Source organism: Carboxydocella sp. JDF658 (assembly GCF_002049395.1).
GTDB lineage: Bacteria > Bacillota.
Genome location: NZ_BDLR01000038.1, coordinates 1 through 22,519 on the forward strand (window position 1 = coordinate 1; position 22,519 = coordinate 22,519).

General features: G+C 50.1%; 21 protein-coding genes. 13 read left to right on the forward strand and 8 right to left on the reverse strand.

What is annotated here, in order from left to right; translation table 11 throughout:
* The 4 genes from JDF658_RS07395 to JDF658_RS07410 all read left to right on the forward strand — a co-directional run.
* On the forward strand, positions 1 to 1,684 hold a 1,684-nt coding region (locus tag JDF658_RS07395), incomplete at its 5' end, for a Lon protease family protein (protein ID WP_079907014.1).
* Entirely contained in the window at positions 1,684 to 2,151 is a 468-nt protein-coding gene (locus JDF658_RS07400; protein ID WP_078666422.1) for an N-acetyltransferase, read from the forward strand. The genes JDF658_RS07395 and JDF658_RS07400, both read left to right, overlap by 1 nt.
* Positions 2,152 to 2,153: 2 nt before the next feature.
* Positions 2,154 to 2,690, forward strand: coding sequence for a ferredoxin domain-containing protein (locus JDF658_RS07405; RefSeq protein WP_078666423.1), 537 nt, complete (start codon positions 2,154 to 2,156; stop codon positions 2,688 to 2,690).
* 117 nt (positions 2,691 to 2,807) lie between these two features.
* Positions 2,808 to 4,742, forward strand: coding sequence for a methyl-accepting chemotaxis protein (locus JDF658_RS07410; protein ID WP_079907015.1), 1,935 nt, complete (start codon positions 2,808 to 2,810; stop codon positions 4,740 to 4,742).
* Positions 4,743 to 4,780: 38 nt separating this feature from the next.
* Here the strand turns inward: JDF658_RS07410 and JDF658_RS07415 are convergent, their stop codons facing one another.
* Positions 4,781 to 7,171: a transglycosylase domain-containing protein gene (locus tag JDF658_RS07415; RefSeq protein WP_079907016.1), complete on the reverse strand. Its 2,391-nt coding sequence runs from the start codon at positions 7,169 to 7,171 to the stop codon at positions 4,781 to 4,783.
* A 130-nt stretch (positions 7,172 to 7,301) separates the two neighbouring features.
* Here JDF658_RS07415 and tyrS point away from each other — a divergent pair, with 130 nt between their 5' ends.
* Both tyrS and yunB read left to right on the forward strand, forming a co-directional pair.
* Complete coding sequence (tyrS, locus tag JDF658_RS07420; protein WP_375804196.1) at positions 7,302 to 8,540, forward strand: tyrosine--tRNA ligase; 1,239 nt, start codon at positions 7,302 to 7,304, stop codon at positions 8,538 to 8,540.
* Between the two features lie 55 nt (positions 8,541 to 8,595).
* Entirely contained in the window at positions 8,596 to 9,267 is a 672-nt protein-coding gene (gene yunB / locus JDF658_RS07425) for a sporulation protein YunB (RefSeq protein WP_079907017.1), read from the forward strand.
* Here yunB and JDF658_RS07430 read toward each other — a convergent pair.
* The gene (locus JDF658_RS07430) at positions 9,242 to 10,300 is read right to left on the reverse strand and encodes a hypothetical protein (protein ID WP_079907019.1); all 1,059 of its coding nucleotides are present in this window, start codon (positions 10,298 to 10,300) and stop codon (positions 9,242 to 9,244) included. The two genes, yunB and JDF658_RS07430, sit on opposite strands and share 26 nt — an antisense overlap.
* A gap of 3 nt (positions 10,301 to 10,303) precedes the next feature.
* A complete protein-coding gene (locus JDF658_RS07435; protein ID WP_079907020.1) occupies positions 10,304 to 11,422 on the reverse strand; it encodes a carcinine hydrolase/isopenicillin-N N-acyltransferase family protein in 1,119 nt (372 codons plus the stop codon).
* 172 nt (positions 11,423 to 11,594) lie between these two features.
* Between JDF658_RS07435 and JDF658_RS07440 the strand changes: the two genes are divergently transcribed.
* The 7 genes from JDF658_RS07440 (at position 11,595) to JDF658_RS07470 (ending at position 17,148) form a co-directional block, all read left to right on the forward strand.
* Entirely contained in the window at positions 11,595 to 12,338 is a 744-nt protein-coding gene (locus JDF658_RS07440) for a YebC/PmpR family DNA-binding transcriptional regulator (protein WP_079907021.1), read from the forward strand.
* 55 nt (positions 12,339 to 12,393) lie between these two features.
* Positions 12,394 to 13,008: a hypothetical protein gene (locus JDF658_RS07445; RefSeq protein ID WP_079907022.1), complete on the forward strand. Its 615-nt coding sequence runs from the start codon at positions 12,394 to 12,396 to the stop codon at positions 13,006 to 13,008.
* A 103-nt stretch (positions 13,009 to 13,111) separates the two neighbouring features.
* Positions 13,112 to 13,633 carry a class I SAM-dependent methyltransferase gene (locus JDF658_RS07450; RefSeq protein ID WP_159446589.1) on the forward strand — a complete coding sequence of 174 codons (522 nt, stop codon included), beginning with the start codon at positions 13,112 to 13,114 and terminating at the stop codon, positions 13,631 to 13,633.
* 91 nt (positions 13,634 to 13,724) lie between these two features.
* Positions 13,725 to 14,165 carry a YckD family protein gene (locus JDF658_RS07455; protein ID WP_079907024.1) on the forward strand — a complete coding sequence of 147 codons (441 nt, stop codon included), beginning with the start codon at positions 13,725 to 13,727 and terminating at the stop codon, positions 14,163 to 14,165.
* A gap of 105 nt (positions 14,166 to 14,270) precedes the next feature.
* Positions 14,271 to 14,957: a DUF421 domain-containing protein gene (locus JDF658_RS07460; protein WP_079907025.1), complete on the forward strand. Its 687-nt coding sequence runs from the start codon at positions 14,271 to 14,273 to the stop codon at positions 14,955 to 14,957.
* A 136-nt stretch (positions 14,958 to 15,093) separates the two neighbouring features.
* Entirely contained in the window at positions 15,094 to 16,368 is a 1,275-nt protein-coding gene (locus tag JDF658_RS07465; protein ID WP_079907026.1) for a double-cubane-cluster-containing anaerobic reductase, read from the forward strand.
* The gene (locus JDF658_RS07470) at positions 16,369 to 17,148 is read left to right on the forward strand and encodes an acyl-CoA dehydratase activase (protein WP_079907028.1); all 780 of its coding nucleotides are present in this window, start codon (positions 16,369 to 16,371) and stop codon (positions 17,146 to 17,148) included.
* A 21-nt stretch (positions 17,149 to 17,169) separates the two neighbouring features.
* On the opposite strand, the gene nuoB is transcribed toward JDF658_RS07470, so the two are convergent.
* Genes nuoB through JDF658_RS07495 form a run of 5 tightly spaced genes read right to left on the reverse strand, consistent with a single transcriptional unit; the run spans position 17,170 to position 22,518 of the window.
* Positions 17,170 to 17,925, reverse strand: a complete 756-nt coding sequence (gene nuoB, locus JDF658_RS07475) for an NADH-quinone oxidoreductase subunit NuoB (RefSeq protein WP_079907029.1) — start codon at positions 17,923 to 17,925, stop codon at positions 17,170 to 17,172.
* 12 nt (positions 17,926 to 17,937) lie between these two features.
* The gene (locus JDF658_RS07480) at positions 17,938 to 19,446 is read right to left on the reverse strand and encodes an NADH-quinone oxidoreductase subunit C (RefSeq protein WP_079907031.1); all 1,509 of its coding nucleotides are present in this window, start codon (positions 19,444 to 19,446) and stop codon (positions 17,938 to 17,940) included.
* Positions 19,446 to 20,924, reverse strand: a complete 1,479-nt coding sequence (locus tag JDF658_RS07485; protein ID WP_078666572.1) for a hydrogenase 4 subunit F — start codon at positions 20,922 to 20,924, stop codon at positions 19,446 to 19,448. The genes JDF658_RS07480 and JDF658_RS07485 overlap by 1 nt, the downstream gene beginning before the upstream one ends.
* A gap of 6 nt (positions 20,925 to 20,930) precedes the next feature.
* Positions 20,931 to 21,572: an NADH-quinone oxidoreductase subunit K gene (locus tag JDF658_RS07490; RefSeq protein WP_078666573.1), complete on the reverse strand. Its 642-nt coding sequence runs from the start codon at positions 21,570 to 21,572 to the stop codon at positions 20,931 to 20,933.
* 4 nt (positions 21,573 to 21,576) lie between these two features.
* The gene (locus tag JDF658_RS07495) at positions 21,577 to 22,518 is read right to left on the reverse strand and encodes a respiratory chain complex I subunit 1 family protein (protein WP_107758373.1); all 942 of its coding nucleotides are present in this window, start codon (positions 22,516 to 22,518) and stop codon (positions 21,577 to 21,579) included.
* Between the last annotated feature and the right edge of the window lies 1 nt (position 22,519).

Sequence of the window (22,519 nt, forward strand, 5' to 3'; positions counted from 1 at the left end):
GTATCAGCAAAAGGAAAAGCAGCTGGAGGGCCAGATGGCTTTGCTGGCTATCGGCCATTTGCTGGCTGATTTAAAGGACAAATACCGCCAGTATCATCAGGTAGTGGAATACATCAAGGGAATTCAGGAAGATATTATCAATAATCTGGAGAGCTTTAAGGAACCGGAAAAGGACGAAGTGGGAGAACAGCTGGCTTTTCTCCTGGGGGCCAAAAAAGGAGAAGACCCCTATGAAAAATATAAAGTCAACCTGCTGGTGGATAGCAGCGAAGTTAAAGGGGCACCGGTAGTTTATGAACCCAACCCTACTTTTACCAATTTGATTGGCAGGATTGAATATCAAAATGAACTGGGGGTTTTGTCCACCGACCATACCAAAATCAAAGCCGGGGCCCTGCATCGGGCCAATGGCGGCTATCTGATTTTGCAGGTCAAGGACGTACTGGCCAATCCAGCGGCCTGGGAGGCATTAAAAAGGGTTTTACGCAATGGCGAAATTCGCATCGAAAATCCTACCGACCACCAGGGGGTGGCGGTAATTACCACTTTGCAACCAGAACCGATTCCGGTTCAGGTTAAAGTGGTACTGACCGGTAGCCTGGAATATTATCAGCTACTGCATGAGTATGATGAGGATTTTCCCAAATTGTTCAAAATCAGGGCGGAATTTGATGATGAACTGGTCAGAAGTGAGGAGAACGAACGAGCTATGGCTGGATTCATCGCTGCCCAGTGTCAGAAAAACGATCTCAAGCCTTTTGCGGCCTCGGGAGTGGCGCGGATTATCGAATACAGCTCCCGTCTGGCCGAACATCAGGATAAACTTTCAGCCCGTTTTAATGAAATCGTCGAAATTATTTTTGAAGCGGAAGCCTGGGCCACCCTGGCCGGAGCGGAAAGGGTGGAGGCTGAACATGTTGAAACCGCGATCAAGGAAAAAGTCTACCGTTCCAACCTCTATGAAGAGAAGCTGGGTGAACTGCTGGCTCAGGGTGTAATTCTGTTAGATACAAGTGGCAGCAAGGTGGGACAAATCAATGGACTGGCAGTGCTGGATACCGGGGACTATTCTTTTGGTAAGCCCTCTCGTATCACTGCCAATACCTATCTGGGGGAAGAGGGGATTATCAATATCGAGCGGGAAGTGCGCCTGTCCGGTCGTATCCATGACAAGGGGGTCATGATTCTGGCTGGCTATCTGGGAGCCCGCTATGCCCACCGGGTCCCCCTTTGTCTCTCGGCCAGTCTCTGTTTTGAACAGAACTATGATGGGGTGGATGGTGACAGCGCCTCTGCTGCTGAACTCTATGCCCTGCTTTCCAGTCTGGCCAATGTTCCCCTCAGACAGGACCTGGCGGTAACGGGTTCTGTAAATCAAAAAGGGGAAATTCAGCCCATTGGGGGCATTAATGAAAAAATTGAAGGCTTTTATTATACCTGCAAAGCCCGTGGACTGACTGGAACCCAGGGGGTGATTATGCCTGTACAGAATGTACCCAATCTGATGCTCAATGAAGAGGTGGTGGAAGCCGTTGCGGCCGGGCGCTTTCATCTTTATGCCATCAGCACCATCGACCAGGGGCTGGAGTTATTAACCGGGCTCCCGGCAGCGGAAATTCATCAACGGGTAGAGGCTCAGCTCCAGAAATACTATAATATTATCAGTGAAATGGGTGATAACTAATGCTGATTCGAAAAGCCAGGATGGCGGATGTGGAAAGCATGCACCAGCTGATTAATGAATGTGCCGCCCAGGGCCTTATGCTGGCCCGCTCCCGCAGCATGCTCTATGAAACCATCCGGGAATTTACCGTAATTGAAATCGAGGGCCAGGTAGTGGGAACCGGGGCCCTGCACGTCATCTGGGAGGACCTGGCTGAAATCCGGGCTCTGGCCCTGGCATCCGACTGGCGAGGAAAGGGGCTGGGCAGAAAACTGGTAGAGGCCCTGGTGGAAGAGGCAAGGGAACTGGGCTTACCCCGGGTTTTCGCTTTAACCTATCAGCTGGATTTTTTCCTGGCTTGCGGCTTCCGGGAAGTACCTATGGAGACATTACCCCATAAAGTCTGGAAGGAATGCATTAACTGCCCTAAATTTCCCAATTGTGATGAATATGCAGTCATTATAGAACTGAATGAAGGAGGAAGATAAACATGGTAGTTGAAGGTAAAATACTGGAACAGGAAGGAATTCTGGAAGTTTTGCGGCTGATGGCCATTGCCGCTCGTACGGCCCCCAAAGGCCGGGGGCGGGATACCCTGGTGACTGCGGCGGTTTTTCCCGGAGAAGATCTGCAGCGTTTACAGAGCGAAATGCGGCGCATTGCTGAAGAAACAGGAAGCCCGGCTGCCTTTTTTGCCCGCGATGCCGGTAACCTGGACCGGACGGCAGCGGTGTTTCTGGTGGGTAGCCGCTCAGAACGTTTGGGCTTGACCCCCTGTGGCTATTGTGGTTTTGCTAATTGCCAGGCCAATGCAGCTGCTGATGGCATCTGTGCCTTTAATATCACCGATTTGAGCATAGCCATTGCTTCTGCAGCGCAGGTTGCCGGTTTGCATCATGTTGACCACCGGGTTTGGTTTTCCGTAGGAAAAGCGGCAGTTAATCTAAAACTGCTGGGAGAGGATGTCAAAATCATCTACGGTATACCCCTTTCAGTCAGCAGCAAAAATCCCTTTTTTGACCGTTAAGGGCGCAGTTTTTACTGCTGCCCTTTATTTTTTGTTATTTTAAAAACCTCTGATAGGATTTTATAAATTCATGTCGAAAACTGTTATAAAACAGAGAAGGTGAGAAGGGGTGGTATAGTGGTACAGCGCGGTCTCAGATTCAAGTTGATTTTATCCTTGTTTCTGGTGTTAGCGGTACTGACAGCCAGTTATGGTGTCTATCGCGTTTACTCGGAGCGAACAAGGGTAGAAGCGAATCTGACTGAGAAGGGGATGGGGCTGGCTCTGGCCGGTGCCCGGACCATTGAAAGCATTATCAGTTCGGATTTGCAAACAGGTATTATCCAGCGGGAACAACTTTTTCAGCGCCAGTACCGGCAGTTTGCGGAAGAAAACGGGGTCAAGAAATTCCATACCGTCTATGATGACTATGCCGAACAACACTGGCAAAAGGTTTTTGATGCCTTTTTGACTGATGAAGATATAGTCTATGCCCTGGCTGTGGATGACCGGGGTTATGCTCCGACCCATAACAGCAAATATCAGCAGCGGGCCAAAAGGATTTTCAATGACCCGGTAGGCCTGGCGGCAGCTAAGGCCGAAAAAGCCCTGAAACAAGTTTATCACCGGGATACAGGGGAAGTGATCTGGGATTTCAGTTATCCCATTTATGTAGATGGCCAGAAATGGGGAGCTTTTCGGGTCGGGGTCTCGGTGGCCCGGGCAGAGGAGAAAATTGCTGCGGTCCGCAATAATGTAACTCTGCTGATGTTGCTGATGATTGCCCTCATCTTATGTGCGGTCTGGGTAACTACCAATTTGATTCTGAAACGGCCTCTGGATGCTATTCTGGCAGCAGTTGCTGAGCTGGCCCAGGGGCGGGGGGATTTAACCAGGCGCCTTAAAATTGAGCGCCAGGATGAGCTTGGGATTCTTGCGGGTTATATTAATAGCATGCTGGCCCAGTTGCAGGAAATGTTGAGACAGATATATGCCGGCGGGGAACAGGTAAATCAGCAGAGCCAATTACTGGTCAATGTTGTTGAAGATAACTCCCAATCAATTGCAAAAGTGAAAGAACGGACAGAAAAACTAAAACAGGCGATTCAGCAGCAACAACAGCAAACCACCGCCAGTTTGCAATTACTGGTTCAGCTGGCGCAAACAGTGGAGGAAGTTTCTGCTGGCTCTCAGAATCAGTTACGCCAGGTGGAGGCTGATGGACTGCTTTTACGCAATGTGGCAGAAGGCATGGAAAAGGCTGCGCGAGCGGCAGAAAAAGTCAATGCGGAAAGTATAAAGGCCAGGGAGGCGGCCCAGGAGGGAGCCAGGGCAGTACAAACCACCATTACTGGAATGGAGGCGATTCAGGAGGCAGTAACGGCTACGGCACGCACCATCCATTCCCTGGGGGAACAATCGGAACAAATCAGTACTATTGTGCAGATGATTGACGATATAGCTGAACAGACCAACTTGCTGGCATTGAATGCGGCTATTGAAGCGGCCCGGGCCGGGGAACAGGGCAAAGGCTTTGCGGTTGTGGCCGATGAGGTACGGAAGCTGGCCGAAAGGTCTTCCAGAGCAACCAAGGAAATCAATCAGCTGGTTTCCCGGATTCAGGCTGGTGTAAATGAAGCCATTGCAGCGATGGAAAATGGCTTGTCTCAGGTTAGTAAAGGGGTAGAGCTGGCAGAAGGAGCCGGACAGGTTTTGACCGCCATCGACCAGGCGGTAGAAGAAGTGGCCGAACAGATTAGCAGTATTTCCGCTATCATTGAAGAGGTTACCGCCAGTACCAATGAAGTAGTTGGGGCGATGCAGAACATGACGAACATTGCCCAGCGCAATGAACTGGCCAGCCGGGAAATTGTCCAGATTGGTGACCAAAGCCGACAGGCGATGGAAGAAATCGCCCGTCTGGCAGGAGAGAGCAGCGGTCATAGTATAGAACTGGATCGGGAGATGGAGCAGATGCGGGCAGCTACCCAGCTGGTAGCTGCTTCGGCCGAAGAATTACTGCAGGTGGCAGAAGAGCTGAAACAGCAGATCAGCCAGTTTAAAACAGAATAGAAAAACCCCAGCCCCGTTTCGGGGTTTGGGGTTTTTCTCTATTGCGGAGTGGGAGCCGGAACTTCCGGTGAAGTAGGGGGTTCTGGACTGGTAGTATTATCTGGAGGAGCAGGCTGGCTTACCGTTACCTGATGTTCTGGAATCTGGCATTTCTCTTTAGGCGCCTGTCCTTTAACATAGGTTTTCTTCACTACCAGTTCCGGTGGGCAGCCGCCGCTTTCTCCTGGACCGGGCACATTGGCCAGCACTTCCTTGCCATTATGGCTGGGGTCGGTACAGATGGCAACTGTTTCACTATTTCCAGGGTTATGCAGAGTACATACTTCTGTAGGAGCCATATTGGGCATAGGCACCTTGCTAGCACTGCGTTTGATAAAAACTTTGGTCACGACGTCGGGACAGTAAGGGCTAGGCAGGAGATTGCTGGCCGCTGAGACCTTAACCTCGATATGCAAGTCGCAGATTTCCTCCGGGACAGTTCCTTCAGCGAAATACTCTGTTACCAGATCCTCTTTGGGACAGATTTCCGAAGGCTTTTTGCCGGAAATTTTGCAGACGGTAGCCTGAACCACGCTGTCAGGTTTTTCGAAATTGACCGGTTCCAGGCCTTCATGGGCTTTGATCATGATTTTCTTCCAGATCAAAGCGGGATAACGACCGCCAAATTCCCGGGGCATGGGTTTGGGCTGGTCATAGCCAATCCACACCACGCCTACCAGTTTGGGAGTATAACCAGCAAACCAGATATCCTTGGCATCATTGGTAGTGCCGGTTTTACCGGCAACGGGCCAGCCGGGCAATTGCGCCCTGGTACCAGTACCATATTTAACCACTGATTGTAACATGTCAGTGAGCATGAAAGCAGTCGAAGATTTCAGGGCTTTGCGCTTTAAGGGGGCACTTTCCCAGATAACCTTACCGGTTTTGTCAGTGACTTTAAGAATGGCAGTTGGTTCAACATAGATACCTTTGTTGGCAAAAGCGGCATAGGCGCCAGCCATTTCCAGAGGGGTGACACCCCGGGAAAGACCACCTAAAGCGATGCTGAGGCCGTTATCAGCCACCGGGTCCAGGGATTCGGTAGAAATACCCAGGTTGCGGGCGATTTTCATCGCTTTCTTGATACCTACTTCATCCAGTAACTTAACCGCTACCACGTTAACAGACCGGGTCAGAGCGGAGCGTAAGCTAGTCAGGCCTCCATAGGAGCCATCATAGTTTTTGGGGCTGTATTTTCCATAGGAGACAGGGGCATCATCCACCACTGTGGCCGGGCTCATTCCTGCTTCCAGAGCCGGGCCATAAGCGATGATGGGTTTAAAGGCTGAACCCGGTTGCCGGTGGGACTGGGTGGCCCGGTTAAGGACGCGCCGGCCTTCAGTTTGGCCGCGCCCACCCACCAGGGCCTTGATTTGGCCGGTGCCAGGTTCCAGAATTACCACTGCGCCCTGGGGCTGAATTATTCCCTGCTCATTGGCTTTTCCTTTTGGGAAGTTTTTGGGATCATTCATCACTTTTTCCGCTTCCGTCTGGATTTCCGGGTCAAGGGCGGTGTAGACCTGCAAACCGCCAGCAAAGACCTTTTCCGGTCCAAAAATATCCTCCAGCTGGTCGAGGACATATTCTACATAATACTGGTGCTGGTAGGTAGCATTGCTTCCCTGATTCCTTCCATCCCGATTTAAAGATTCAAAGTTATCAGCATTGGCCTGTTCAGCCTGTTCCGGGGTGATAAAGCCGAAGCGGACCATGTTCTCCAGCACATGGGCCCGGCGTTTTTTGGCCAGTTCCGGATTGCGGAACGGGCTTAAACGGCTGGGAGCCTGGGGAATCCCGGCCAGCATGGCTGCTTCAGCGATAGTCAGATCCTTGACATCCTTGCCAAAATAGGTCTGGGCCGCAGCCTGTATTCCATAGGCATTGTGGCCAAAGAAAATGCGGTTAAGATACATTTCCAGAATTTGATCTTTGGTATAGTATTTTTCTACCTGACGGGCCAGATAAATTTCCTGCAATTTGCGCTTGATGGTTTTTTCCGGAGAAAGAAAAGACTGTTTGACTAACTGCTGGGTTATAGTGGAAAAACCCTGGGAGCCAAAACCATCAGTTATATTGGCAATCACTGCCCGCACCACTGCCTTATAATCAATACCGGAATGTTCGTAAAAGTTGGCATCCTCTACAGCCAGGAAGGCATTGATAACATGGGGGGGGATGTCTTTTATGGATACTACTGTTCGGTTTTCACCACCATGTACTTTCGCGATAATATTACCCTTGCTGTCATAAATGATCGAGGTTTCACTGACAGCCAATTTACTGGGGTCCCAGGCAGGAGCATCGGCAATAGCCATGGCTGCATAGATGCCTGCGCCCAGTCCTACACCCATGACCAGCAGGGCTAACAAGAGCAAAAGTTTTTTGCCCACAGCTTCTCCTCTCCTTTTGTAAAAAATAATCCGACATAGTGGTATTATACCATATCCGTTCCGTTAAGGGTATGGTATTTGCCAACCAGGATTTCCTTTGTTATAATACATAAATATAAATGCTTGCGGGATGGTGAGGGAAGTGTTGGCAGATTTAGAACGCCAGCTGGCGGAAATCCGCCGTGGCGTAGCGGAAATTGTACCGGAAAACGAACTGGTAGAGAAGTTAAAAAAAGCTATTGCTACCGGTAAACCCCTGCGGGTAAAACTGGGCCTGGATCCCACGGCACCGGATATCCATCTGGGACATACGGTAGTGCTCAATAAGCTCCGAACCTTTCAGGACCTGGGGCATGAAGTGATTATAATTATCGGGGACTTTACCGGCCGCATTGGTGACCCTACTGGCAAATCGGAAACCAGGAAACAGCTGACTGAAGAAGAGGTGCAGGCCAATGCCCGTACCTATCAAGAGCAGATTTTTAAAATCCTGGACCGGGCCAGGACCAGGGTTGTATTTAACAGCCAGTGGCTGGCTCCCCTTACCTTTACAGATGTTATTCAATTAGCGGCCAAATATACTGTGGCCCGCATGCTGGAGCGGGAAGATTTCAGCAAGCGCTTCAAAGAAGGGGCACCTATCAGCATCCATGAGTTTTTCTATCCTCTCATGCAGGGTTATGATTCTGTGGCGTTAGAAGCGGATGTGGAATTAGGGGGTACTGACCAGAAGTTTAACCTTCTGATGGGCCGCCATTTACAGAAAGAATTTGGCCAGGAGCCGCAAATCGCTCTTATGATGCCGATTCTGGAAGGTTTGGATGGCGTCAACAAGATGAGCAAATCCCTGGGCAACTATATCGGTATCAATGAGGCACCTGAGGAAATGTACGGCAAAACCATGTCTATTCCCGATGAATTGATGCTGCGTTATTTTGAGCTGGTAACCCGGGTATCCCTGGAGGAGCTGGCTCAGATCAAAGCAGGCCTGGCAGAGGGAAAATTGCATCCACGGGACGTGAAAATGCGGCTGGCCCGGGAAATTGTCAGCATGTACCATGGGCCGGAGGCAGCCAGGCAGGCGGAAGAACACTTTGTCCGGGTATTCCAGCAGCGCCACTTGCCGGAGGAAATTCCCGTCTATCAGCTGCCGGCCAATGAGCTGGAAGGTGGCACCATTGGTCTTTCCAAACTGTTACAACTGAGTGGCCTGGCTGCGTCCAACAGTGAAGCCCGCCGGTTGATTGCCCAGGGGGGAGTCAAGGTCAATGAAGAAAAAGTAACTGATCCCCTTATGCGCATTAACGTTCAGGATGGCCTGATTTTGCAGGTAGGCAAAAGGAAATTCGCCAGAGTGATTTTAGCCTAGGGCTTTCACCTATTGGTTCACCTCCACATAGATTAGGGTGGAGGTGAATTTTTTTATGGGACGCCGTCCATCACTGCAGGGTTTTGGCCCACGCCGGCGGAGACCGTGGCTGGCGCTGGTTCTATTCCTGGTCGCAATCCTCATTAGCGGCTTTTATCTGCTGGATCTCCTCATTGCTGCTCCCTTGCGGGCTGAAGCAGAGGCCCAGGTCAAGCGCCTGGCCACGGAAATTGTGCATCGCTCTGTTCTGGAAGAGATGGAACGTTTCGGCCAGGGCAACCTGGTTAAGGTATATAAAGATGGGGAAGGGCGGCCAGTGCTGATGGAACCGGATGTGGTAGCTCTCGACAAGCTGCAGAGCCGGGTAGCATTAACAGTAAACCGACGCCTGGAGGAATTGAAAATAAAAAAGGTAACCGTTCCGCTGGGGACGATTACCCGTATCACCTGGCTGGCGGCCTGGGGGCCAGGGATTAAAGTGGAAGTTTGGCCCACAGGTGCAGTTAAAACGGAGATAAAAAATGAAGTAAAAACAGCCGGGATCAACCAGACCCGGCACGTAATCAGCTTGATGGTGGAGACCCAGCTGCAAATCGTGGTGCCGCCCTTTACAGATCGGACTGTACCTGTACACACTGAGGTGCTGCTGACCAATCTGATGGTGGTGGGTCCTGTACCGCAATTTTATGGGGATTTTAGTTCTAGAAATGACCGAACAGGCCCATGATAATTTCCAGGATAAACAACAAGACAATCGCTACCTCCAGGGTCATGGAACGGCGGGTAACAATTTCTTCACTGAGCATGGAATAGGTTTCGCGCAACAAATTGGTTTTCCGTTCGATACTTTCCACCCAGACCCTGGTGCGAAAAATGCTGAGGGCGGCACTATAGACGCGAGCATAAAAAATGTCTTCTGTTACCTTCAAGGAATTCTGGATACGGTCAATGATTTCCGTGATATCCACGACCAGTTCCATTAAACGTTTCATTATCCGCCGGTACTGGCTGAGCCGGCCCAGCCGGCGTTCAGCCCATTCGATGTCCTGATAGGCCTGAGCCAGCTCCCGGCTCAAGAGATCGTCATAGTAGCGTAATTCCAGCAGCTGCGCCAGACCAAGTTCCAGTAGATCGGGAATATCTGTACTGCCACCGGCATCATAAACCAGGGCGGAGTCCCAGGTGATGATGGTCAGATCATCCGGGCCGTAACTGAAACTATGCTGCATGGTATCCCGGCGCACCTGATTGCTGACCTTCTCTGTTTCGGCCAGCAGCAAGGGCACGGGGTCCCAGTCCCGATTCCAGCGCCGAAAGTAGTAGACGGTAAAATCCTCCATCATATTGTGGCTGGCAGCGGGTTTATGCAAAGCCGGAGCCAGGGAGTGTATCACAGTGGCCAGCTGCCGTTCAAAATGCATTTCCACTTCTTCGCTGTTATACAGGAAGTTGGCCATTTCCGTCCAGAGGGAGAGGTCCACTTCCCCTGGCATCAGGATCCGCATAACCAGAGAAACTACTCCCAGATCGAAAATTTTAGCTGACCACTGGACATTTACCTGCCAGGGGCCCAGATAAAGGCTTTCCTCCAGTAATTCCACCGCTACCGGCGGGTTGGCCAGTTGCATGGATTTGGCCCGGATTTTGGCCAGCCGCAGCCGCACGGTAGGTAAGGTGACAGATAGCAGCTGTTCCACCCGGTTCAGATCGATTTCTTCTGCTACATCATAGAGACGATAAAGCCAGATTCCGGTTTGCACTGATTACAGCCCCCATTTTTGCCATTGATTGAGACAGGGTGAACCCAGGTAGACCCAGAGGCGTTTGAGGCGTGGTTGCAGGATAAAAGCCAGCTGGGTGGTAAGCATTTTACCGTGGCGACAAAGGCTGTTTTCGCCCTGACCCTGACCATGATCTCTGAGTAAAGGCAAGATATTTTCCGGCTCCAGCAAGCCAACCTGCTGGATTTTTTCCTGTAACTGCCGTGCCCGCTCCTGAGCAGGTTGATGAATAGGCAGACCCTGGAAGGAAGGAAGAGCTTTTTTGCTGAAGTATTCTTCTGTAACCTGGGGCAACTGGGAAGTAAACCGGGTAGTAATCCAGTTCATCCCCGTTTCGGCCTGACGCCGGGCCTGGTCAGTTCGGCTCAACTCCAATAATATTATTTTGCCAGAGCTGTCGGCCAGACATACGGTGGCTCCAATGTCACGATGGTATTTTTCCAGCAAAGCAGCCCCTTCCTCGGCAGTAGCGGTGCTGGCCAGTACTTTTTGGACTAGCAGGTTAAGGGGAACAGCCTTCAAGGAAAGGCTGTCAGCGGCATAAGCCGGGAAGAGGGCTACAGCCAGGCCGTGCTGATTTACCCCTCCCAGGCAACCGGCCAGGTGGGCCAGGGTTACATCCAGGGAACTGTTACCCTGACGGGGCCAGCTTTTACGCACCAGCAACTGGTCTTCGACAGGCAGGGCGAAGTCCCAGATTGAGCAAATAAGTACTTCTTCCTGAATAGTAGCCTGGGGACCGGCTACAAAGCCCAAACCGGCCGTGAGGGTATAGGTGTCGGCTTTTGGTACCAGTTCCATTTCCAGCACTTGCATAAATAAAAGGGCTTCCTCGGGAAGAGCAGCTCCCTGGGCGAGGCCGTGAATTCGTTCACATTCCTCCGGCAATGCTCTTTGCAGGTAGTTTTTCAAAAAAGTATCGGCTTTTTTCTGACAATGCAAAAGGTGCAGGGGTTTGGGCATTAAAGGTGGCCGGTTGTGGGCCAGGAGGGTGGAATCCTGGACTTTTTGCCACATTTCCGCAATTTGCTGTTTGGCCATCCTGCCCTGTAACACTCCCATGGGATAGTCAGAACCAATGGTTTCGATGATTTGTTTCACTTTTTTTCCCTCCCGGGCTTTTGCCTCGAATCTGACCCTTTCTTTCTAAATTCCATAATTTTCAGCAAAATCCTGCTTGTACTGTGATTTTTTCCTGTACTTTCTCCTTTTCAATAACAAGGGGCTTATGCTAAAATAAGACAGGATAAAAGACATAAAGGAGAGGTATCTGATGGCAGGTCACAGTAAATGGGCCAATATCAAACACCGTAAGGCCAAGCAGGATGCCGTACGGGCCAAGATTTTCACCAAAATTTCCCGGGAAATCATGGTAGCGGTCAAGGCCGGGGGACCGGATCCGGAAGCCAATCCCAGGCTGAAAGCCGTCATCCAGAAAGCCCGTGAAAATAATATTCCCAATGACAATATCCAGCGGGTGATTGAAAGGGCTTCCGGGGCGGGTAACAATACCAACTACGAGGAACTGGTCTATGAAGGCTATGGTCCAGGCGGAGTAGCTGTGCTGATGAATATCATGACCGATAATCGTAACCGGACTGCTTCTGAAATCAGACATATCTTTTCCCGCAATGGCGGCAGTCTGGGGGAAACAGGCTGTGTGGCCTGGCTCTTTGACCCCAGAGGTCTGATCGTTATCGACAAAGAAGAATTAAAGGCTGATGAGGATGAGGTCATGTTGACCGCTATTGAAGCCGGGGCAGAGGATGTAAAAAGTGATGAGGAAAGCATGGAAATTATCACTCAGCCCGATGATTTTGACCAGGTGAAAGAGGCACTGGAAGCAGCCGGCTATCCTATTGCTATGGCTCAGGTCACCATGCTGCCCAAGACTACCGTGGCCCTGACCGGTGATGAAGCGGCGAAAATGCTCAAGCTAATGGAAGCCCTGGAAGATCATGATGATGTGCAGGATGTTTACGCCAACTTTGATATCGATCTGGCAGAAATGGCCTGAACTGGTTTAAAGCTGCCTCCTTTGGGGAATAATCGTACCCAAAGGAGGTATTTTTATGCGTAAATATGTAGTGACTCTCTGGCTGGTGGGGATGCTCTCTCTGGGACTGGGTACAGGAGCTGTCCTGTATTATGGCTATCGGGCCCTGGTGCCGGCTACCAAGCCCACACCGGCGCCTATTCTTGAACCTAAAAAGGTGACAGACCAGACCCAGATCCGCCAGGAGAAAATCTTCTTATGCGGGGAGAAGGAACAAACGGTGACGGGGCCCTGGCCGGCCATCAAAGGCTTGACTGAGGACAGGATAAAAAAACAGTTTTCCGCCCAGGAAGGCTGGGAGGTAGAATTTCCGGCCAGTACCCTGCTGATCTTGCGCAAAAGGGTGGATGATTTTTGTCCCGTCCACCGGGAATACCGCCATCTGGGTGTCGAGCAGGGTTTTCTGGCTATCTACCATGGGCCCTTGGGTGGAGGGGGTCTTTTGCTGCAGCGGGAAGCCATTCCTGTGGAGCAACTGCCCGCAGAATTGCGCAGCCGCTTGTATAAAGTCAAACAATGGCAGCAATTAACTGAGGCTGAAAAAGAGGATTTACGGCGAGTGCTGGAATTCAAAAATGATGGTGCACTCAACTCTTTTCTGGATAATCTGGATGAATACCGGGAAGAGTAATGGGAAAAATGAGGGGGAGACCCCTCGTTTTTTTTATTGACAAAAACAAAGGGTCTTACTAAAATGAAAATGAAAATCAATATCAAATTATGGAGTGATGGATATGGCTGCTGTAAAAAGTTTGTTATTGCTGGAACCCCTTTTTCAACGGGAAAAAGTAAGAAGGGTGCTGGATTATGGCGCAGGCACCCTGCGCAATACCAGGTATCTGTTGAACCGGGGCTATACTGTCTACATTACCGATTTGCCTGCACAGCTGGAGAAAGTGGCAGGGCAGGCTCGTACCAGTGGGGTGAAAGGAATACTGGCAGTAGATGAGCTGGAAGACACATCTCTATGTCTGGACCTGGTGACGTGCAATTTTGTCTTCAATATCATTGAGGATGAAAGGGAAAAACAGCGGCTGCTTTCTAATGTCTGGCGCAATCTGCGGCCTGGAGGACTGTTTTTGCTGGATGTAGCTTACAGGAGACCCGGGTCAGGGCGTAATACTTTGACTGAGGAAGAAATAGAGGCAAGGGTCATCCCAGCCGGTTTTAGCAGGGTTGCGGTAATTTGCCGGGGGCAGACTTTGACCGTGTTGTTCCGGCGTGTACCGCTAGCAGCCACAAAAATGGTCAGCTAGTTTTCACAAAAATGTCACACATTTGCCCTAATCCTGCCATCTTGAACGGATATACTAAACTTGAAATCAAGGACAAGGAGGTGAATGGAGGATGCAACGCAAAATTTTCATCGGACTGGCTGTGGTCCTGATGCTGGCAATGGCTGTCCCCGCTTTTGCGGCCTTGACCACTACGGCCCAGAAGACATTGACCGATGCCCAGAAGAAGGAAATCCTGAGTCTTGAAAAACAAATAATTGAGCTGCGTAAAAAGATTGTCGACAAGTATGTGGAAGCGGGTCAATTGACAGAAGATCAGGGCAAACTGATTAAGGAACGGATGGACCAGATGCAGAAATTTAGAGAAGAGAACGGGATTTTGCCAGGGCCCGGCGGTTTTGGCGGCGGCCCTTGTAAACGGGGCGGCTTTGGCAGAGGTGGTTTTGGACCCGGTTTTGGACCAGGTGGGGGCTGGAATGGTATCAACCCTGGTACAGGTAACAATTCCAATAATACTAACAACACAACCAATACCAGTAGCCAGGGGGTATAGCTACAAAGAGGACTCCGGATTTAGGCCGGGGTCCTTTTTGCTTTGGCGTATATTTTGGCCTGCCCTTTTTCAAACTAGGAATGTATGAAAACTGGAGGTGGTAAAATGGCAGAAATAGCCGAGGTGTTATTGCGGACATTGGGATCCTTTTTAGCTATTCTGATTTTAACGCGCTTGCTCAATAAGGAACAGGTGGGACAGCTGACTTTTTACGAATATGTTACCGGGATTACCATCGGCAGTATGGCCGGGACGATAGCCATTGATACGGAAGTCAAATTTCTGCCCGACCTGCTGGGTTTGGTTCTATGGTGTTTTCTTACCTACATGATGGGTTACCTGTCCCTGGTCAGCCGGCCAGCTCGTAAACTGCTGGAAGGACAACCGACTATCGTTGTACATAATGGTAAGATTCTGGAAGAAAACATGGCCAAACTCCGTTACAATGTAGATGATCTTCTGATGCAATTGCGCAATAAAAATGCCTTTAACCTGCATGATGTGGAGTTTGCTGTCTTAGAACCCAACGGTCAGCTCAGTGTTTTGCTAAAATCGCAAAAGCGGCCGGTTACACCGGAAGACCTGGGGCTACCCACTCAGTATGAGGGGATGAGCTGGGACTTAATCAGTGATGGCGAAATTTTAAAGGAAAACTTGCAAAAAATAAATTTGACTGAACAATGGCTGCGGGACGAACTGGGTAAACGGGGCATTTTTGATCTCCGGGAAGTTTTGTATGCCGGAATTGATTCCAGGGGCAGTTTATATGTAGATAAGAAGAAAGATCACTGAGATGCCATCAGTGGTCTTATTTTATTTTTTTATCATCGGTCATTCATCATAAAAAAATTTTATACTTATCAAAACAGGAAGTTATATATATAAACGAGAAAAGGATAAAGGAAAAAAATACAAAGGAGAGGATTATATGAGTAATGACTGGCGCGCAATGTGGGCTGAACTGGGGATTGATTTGGAGAAACATGATCAATTTCTGGCAGCTTTGCCGGAACTTTATGAAAAGACTTTTATTAATCAGTTCAATAGGCCGCAAGCCATGCAATATTTTGATTTTGTTATCAGTGAAGTACATGGTTTGAGGGTAAAAGAATTGGTGGATCATAAACTAAAAGGTGGAAAAGTAGTAGCCTCATTTTGTGTATTTGTACCTGAAGAATTGATTTTAGCTGTTGATGCTGTCAGCATAGGTTTATGTGCAGGAGCACAGTTTCCGGTAGCTACTGGTGAAAAAGTATTACCGAGAAGCATATGCCCATTGATTAAAGCCAGCATCGGTTTCAAACTGGACAGTATATGCCCCTATTTTCAGGTAGCTGATTTTGTCATCGGGGAAACTACTTGTGATGGTAAGAAAAAAGCGTGGGAAATCTTAAACGACTTTATACCTACTTATGTTATGGAATTGCCCCAACGAAAAGAAAAAGAGGATTACGATCTTTGGGAGGCCGAAGTAAACCGACTATTGCAAAAGTTGGAGACTGAAACCGGAAAAGCGGTAGATTTTGAAAGTTTAAGTCAGGCAGTTGCTAAAGTTAATAATAGAAGAAAAGTATTACGACGGCTATACGATTTGCGCAAAGCTGACCCTGTACCGATCTCCGGTAAAGATGCCTTATTGATTACCCAGCTCGCTTTCTTTGATGATCCGGAGCGTTTTAGTGCTAAAGTATCGGAGTTATGTGATGAACTGGAAGAAAGAGTAAAAGAAGGAATAGGAGTAGTGCCTCAAGGTACTCCGAGGATATTGATTACCGGGAGTCCGATGCCGATTCCTAACTGGAAAATACATGATATTATAGAAAGCTGTGGTGGAGTAGTGGTATGTGAGGAAACCTGCACTGGTACCAGGTATTTTGAACAACTGACTGAGGAAGGGCAAACTATATCTGAACAATTAAAACAGATTGCAATGCGAGCAATGAAAATAAATTGTGCCTGCTTTACGCCCAATAATGAAAGGATAAATGATATTTTGCGTTTGGTTGAGGAGTATAAAATTGATGGTGTGATTTATTATAACCTGCAATTCTGTCATCCTTATAGTATTGAATATTATAAAATTGAACGGGCCTTACAGGCAGCGGAAATACCGGTACTCAAAATTGAGAGCGATTATAGTGAAGAAGATTTACCAATTCTGCAAAACCGTATTCAGGCATTTTTGGAAATGGTGGGGCAATAAATGTATTTTGCTGGTGTAGATGTCGGCTCAACTATGGTAAAGGCTATAATTATAAACCAGACAGGGGAAATTTTAGCCCGGGCAATGCTTCCAACTAGCTGGCAACCACAGGTTTTTGGTGAAACAGTATTGGAAAAAGCAGTTGAACAAGCCAGAATTGACAGAAATGACCTGAAATATATTATTGGCACAGGATATGGTCGTACTGTGCTCCCGTTTATCCATGAAGCAATAACTGAAATTACCTGTCATGGGAAAGGTGCCAGTTTTTTATATCCTCAGAATGACCTGGTGATAGATATTGGTGGTCAGGATAGTAAGGCAATTAAAATTAACCCCCATGGCAAAGTTTTGAACTTTGTTATGAATGATAAATGTGCTGCCGGGACGGGTCGCTTTTTGCAAATGATTGTTGCTAATTTGGGAATGGAAATAGAACAAATTCATGGCATAAAAACGGTGGAGCCAGTGGCAATTAATAGTATGTGTGCTGTTTTTGCCGAATCAGAGATTATCGGCCTGATGACAGCAGGCATTGCCAGAGAGAGGATTATTTGGGGAGTATTTCGAGCCATAACCAGCAGGATAACCGGTCTGGTTGCAGCAATGGAGCCTTTTAACAGAGTTACTTTTACTGGCGGAGTTGCCAGACTGAGAGGTATGCAGAAAATGCTGGCGGAATTCCTGGGTAAACCGGTTGATGTGCCGCTGGAACCGCACTTGATTGGAGCATTAGGAGCAGCATTGCTGGCCAGGGAACGCTACCAAAAAAGCCATTGACTTGCGTCAATGGCTTTTTGACTATCCAAGTCGGTTCAAAAGCTTCAACAAACCATAGAGCAAGGCCTGGGGCCGGGGGGGACAGCCGGGGATATATAAATCCACCGGGACCACTTTATCGGCTCCACCCAGCACAGCATAGCTGTCAGCAAACATGCCGCCAGAGATAGCACAGGTGCCAACAGCTACCACCAGCCTGGGATTGGGTGCGGCCTCATAGGTTTTTTCCAGGGCCTGGACCAGATGGAGAGAAGGGCAGCCGGTGACCATCAGGCAATCAGCATGGCGGGGGGAGGCGACAAAATCCAGGCCAAAGCGCTGCAGGTCATAGACCGGACCGGTCAGGGCCACCATTTCCCAGTCACAGCCATTGCAGGAACCGCTGTCCACATGGCGGATATGCATAGAATGACCAAAAAGACGGTTGATGGTTCGCTGCAGCTCTGCCCCTATTTCCTCCACACTGACAGTAGCCGGTATCTGGCGCAGGAGCAGAGAACGTTGCCGTACTGCCAGCTCAAAGTCCTTGCTCATGGTTATTGCCCCGTGGGGGCAGGCTTCGGCACAGCGACCGCAAAAATGACAGAAGCCCAGGTCCAGGTATTCTGTGGTCAGCGCCCCACTAGGGCAGGCCCGGATGCAAGCACCGCATTGCTGACAGAATTCAGGTGCCAGCTGAGGCGCACCGCGAAAGGCGGCTGCCGGAGTGTCTGGTTGAGCGGGATAAGGGGTTGTGACCCGGCCGGTAGCCAGGCTTTTGCGAAAGATATTGAACATGCTCCTACCCTCCTAACGGTCACAACAGGAGTAACAGAGTTCAAAGCTTTTATTGATCAGGGGAAAATCGGGAATCATGTTGCCGGGGACCGCCTGGGCCACTGCCGGCCAGTTACAGTAACTGGCACTGCGGATGCGGTAACGATAGATCAGGCCCCTGTCGTCCAGCATCAGCCAGTGATAGTCATCGCCGCGGGCGCTTTCGGCATAACCCAGCCCCTGGCCCCAGGCAGGCAGGGGAGCCAGGGCGGTGCGAACAGGCCCGGCAGGTAACTGGTCCAGGGCAGATTGAATCAGGGAGACTGATACCTCAATTTCCGCCTGGCGGATACGGTAACGGGCTTCCACATCCCCTTTACTCAGTACCGGAACCTCCAGGGGCAGGGAGCTATAAGCAAGATGGGGATGGTCCCGGCGTACATCCCGGTCTACACCGGCGGCCCGGGCAGCTACCCCTACTGCCCCCAGATTCTGGGCAACAACAGTGGATAAAATACCGGTATTAGCCAGTCGTTCCAGGTGGAAATCATGGTTATCGATGATGGCGATTATTTTTTCGTATTCTTCAAAAACCTCAGTAACTGTTTGGGCGATCAGGTTAATGGTAGCTTGATCCCAGTCCTGTTTAACTCCACCGAGAGCATTAAAATCCCGTAAATAGCGGTTGCCGGTCAGGGCTTCATTCAATTGCAGCAGGCGCTCTTTCAGACGGGCCAGCTGGCTGACACCAAAGGCCAGGCCGGTACCGGCGCAAAGGTTACTCAGGTCACCGATATGGTTATACAACCGCTCCAGCTCCACCAGAATGGTACGGATAAACTGAGCCCGCAGGGGCACGTCGGTTCCGCTCATCTTTTCAACAGCCTGGCTGTAAGCTACCGAATGGCTGAATGCACAAACGGCACAGATCCTTTCAGCTAAGGCCAGACCCCATTCTACAGTTTTCCCTTCTGCCAGCTTCTCCAGACCGCGATGAGTATAGAACAGGCGCGGTTCCAGATGGTGGATATATTCGCCATTCACACTGAAGCGGAAATGACCAGGTTCAATAATCCCGGCATGAATTGGCCCAACCGGGACTTCAAATACCCCGGGCTCATCAATCCGGGGGAATGGGTGCTGGCGGCCGGGATGGTGATGGGAGGGACGCCAGCCATTATAGTCCTTACGCAGGGGGTAAACCCCTTCCGGCCACATCTCATGCAGAACCAGGGGCCGCGGATCAGGATGTTCCAGTGGGGTAAGACCCAGCAGGTCCTGGACTTCCCGCTCATACCAGTGGGCTGCTGGCAGGACTGGGGTTAAGGCCGGGAACTCGGGTTGTTCAGGGTTGGCCCTGGCTACCAGAGCCAGATGGCGCTGCTCGGCCGGCAGGGAGAAAACATAATAGAGGCGAAAATAACCATCCTTTTCCCGCTCATCGGTCCCGATCATGGTAACCAGGCGCCCACCCTGCTGGCGATATAATCGGTGTGCTTCCGAGCGCAAATTCTCTAAACTGACTTCCTGGTATTCCACCATTAATATGCACCTCCGGGACTGATAATTGCCGCCACTTGTTGCAGAGCATGCACTAACCGGGGAGGTTGATAGATGCCCAGAACCAGGATGGCAGTCAAAGGCAGCAAGAGGGGCCAGAGCTGCCAGTGGCTGCCTTCACCCTGGCGCTGGCGGCTGCTTTTATTGCTAAGCAGCATTTTGCCGCCATGGTAGAGCATACCGGCAAAGACCAGGGCCAGGAAGAAAAAGAGTAACCCGGCTACCCACCAGCGACCTTGCTGGAAGGCTTCGGTCAGGATGGTCAGTTCACTGATAAAAATACTGAAAGGAGGCGCTCCTGCGATGGCAAAGAGGCCGATAACCAGCAAGGGGCCACTGACTGGCATGGTTTGCAATAGTCCTTTGATGCGGGCCAGGGTCCTGGTATGGTATTTATGCACCACATTGCCACTCAACATAAACAGGAAAGATTTAGTAAATGAATGATTGATGAGATGCAAGAGTCCGCCTAACAGTCCCCATTTGCCGCCCAGACCTACGGCGAGAGTGATTATTCCCATATGTTCTACACTGGAATAGGCTAACAGGCGTTTTAAGTCATATTGCATCAAAATAAAGGGAACGGAAATTCCCAGACTGATCAGCCCGAAGATTACCAGTAAACCGGGGGCGAATTGACCATCTACCCTGGTGTTGACCAGGATAAAGAAGCGCAAAATCCCATAGAAAGCACAGTTGAGCAGTACCCCTGACAGCACGGCACTGACCGGGGAAGGAGCCTGGCTGTGGGCATCAGGGAGCCAGTTGTGCATGGGGGCTAGCCCCATTTTGGTACCATAGCCGACCAGAATAAAGATAAAGGCCAGTTTGAGTAATTGCGGATCAAACTCTTTTACTACCTGAAGCAAAACGGTATAGTTGAGAGCTGATTGTTCATTGCCTGCGGTATGCCCGGCGGCATAAAAGACCAGAATTAAACCGAAAAGAGCAAAGGTTATACCGACTGTGCAGAGGATAAGATACTTCCAGGCTGCTTCCAGGCTGGTTTTCTGGTTATACAGACCTACCAGTACTGCTGAGGCCAGGGTAGTGGCCTCAATTGCCACCCACATAATGCCCAGGTTATTAACTATCAGCGTCAGGTTCATGGTCATGATAAATAAATGAAACCAGAGAAAATAACGGCGATACTGCTGCTGGTTAATTTGCTTATGGGTCAGATCGGCCTGTAAATAGCCAACTGAATAGAGAGCGGTTACAAAACCGATAGTCACCACCAGTAACAGCAGGAGGGCGCTGAGGCTATCCAGGTAGAAGAAGTCTTTAGCACCGGTATAGGTTTGTCCGGACAAAAACAGCGGTAAGGCCAGATACCAGCCCCAGCCCAGAGTCAGGGTAGCTCCGGCCACATTAGCCCAGGCACTCCAGCGGGGCTGGGGCAGAAGCCAGGAAATCAGTCCGCTTAAGAGAGGTATGAGGATCAGTCCGAGTGGGAGCATGCCGAATCATCCCTTCAAGCTTTGTAGTGTATCGGTATTGAGGGTATCAAAAGTCTGATTAATTCGGTAGGCAAAGATGCCCAGCAGGATTACACCGACCAGCAGGTCAAAGAAAATCCCCAGCTCCACTACCAGGGGCATGCCACCGGTGGCGGTAATGGCCGAAAGATATAGACCATTTTCCATAGTAATCAACCCGATAATCTGGGTTAAAGCTTTTTTGCGGGTGATCATCAGCAACAACCCTAACATAATCATGGCAATAGCTACAGGCAAACTATGAGGTACAGGTAAGGTGGCAAGGGCTTTAAGCGGTATCGCCACCCGGTAAGCAACCAGGATTAAAAGCAGGGCCAGAATGAGATTTAACCGCATGGGCAGGGTCATTTCCATTTCCTTTTTCACTTTGATCGCTTTTAATAACCGCAATAATACCCAGGGGGTAACGAGCCCCTTGACCACTAACGTTAGCACAGCAGCCCAGTAGAGTTCGTGGTTGGCAAAACTGTAACCCCAGAAGGCGGCCAGGGCAGCTAAGGCCAGGGATTGCAGAGTCAAGAGATGTACTGCCCGGGCCAAATGACGGGTAATAATCAACAGCAAGGAGGCGGTTAGCAATAACATGGTTAAACTCTGGGAAAAATCCATTACCTTAACCCCCTATCACATAATGGCTGAGATTGGCCAGCAGTGCCAGCAGAAAGGCAGCACCCAGCAAATCGGGGACCCGGAAGATGCGTAACTTGGCCAGGGCAGTTTCGATGACAGCCAGCAAGGAGCCCAGGGCGAACAATTTTAATAAAAAGAAAAACAGGTCGGCTAGCCAGCCGGCTGGTCCCGCCCAGGCAGGGGTCCAGGGGAGATAGAGGGCGATCACCAGGGAGAGGATCAAAACTTCCTTGGCTGCTGCGGCCCAGTGCAGCATGCCCAGATATTTACCGCCAAATTCCAGCAGCATACCTTCATGGACCATGGTTAGCTCCAGGTGGGTATCAGGGTTGTCCACCGGGATTCGTCCGGTTTCGGCAATGGTAACGATTAACAGGCTGAGTAAGCCCAGGAAATAGGCGGGGCTGAAAGCGGCCAGCCCTTGCTGACGCATGAAATTGCTGATTTGCCCCAGATCCTGGCTGCCGGCAGAGAGACTGACGGTGAGCAGGATCAAAAAGAGGGCCGGTTCCACCAGAGTGGAAATAAACAGCTCCCGGCTGGAACCTTCACCCCCAAAGGCGCTGGCACTATCCAGCCCGGCCAGTACCAGCAATAACCGCAATGCGGCCAGAAGATAGAGTAATACCAGCCAGTCAGCCCAGCCGGCAGTTGCTGCCGGCCATTTGCCCAGGGGAATAAACCAGAAAGCGGCGATGGTGAGCAATAAAACCCCATAAGGTGCAATCCGGGAAATCCAGGAAGTTGGTTGTGCAACCACTGGTTCTTTGCGCAAGAACTTGTGAAAATCCCGGTAGGGCTGTAGTAAACCAGGGCCCTGGCGGTTTTGCCAGAAGGCTTTTTGCTTTTTGATACTGCCCAGTAAGAGGGGAGCCAGAAAGAACAGGGCCAGAGATTGGCATATACCTTGCAATGCTTGGAACAAC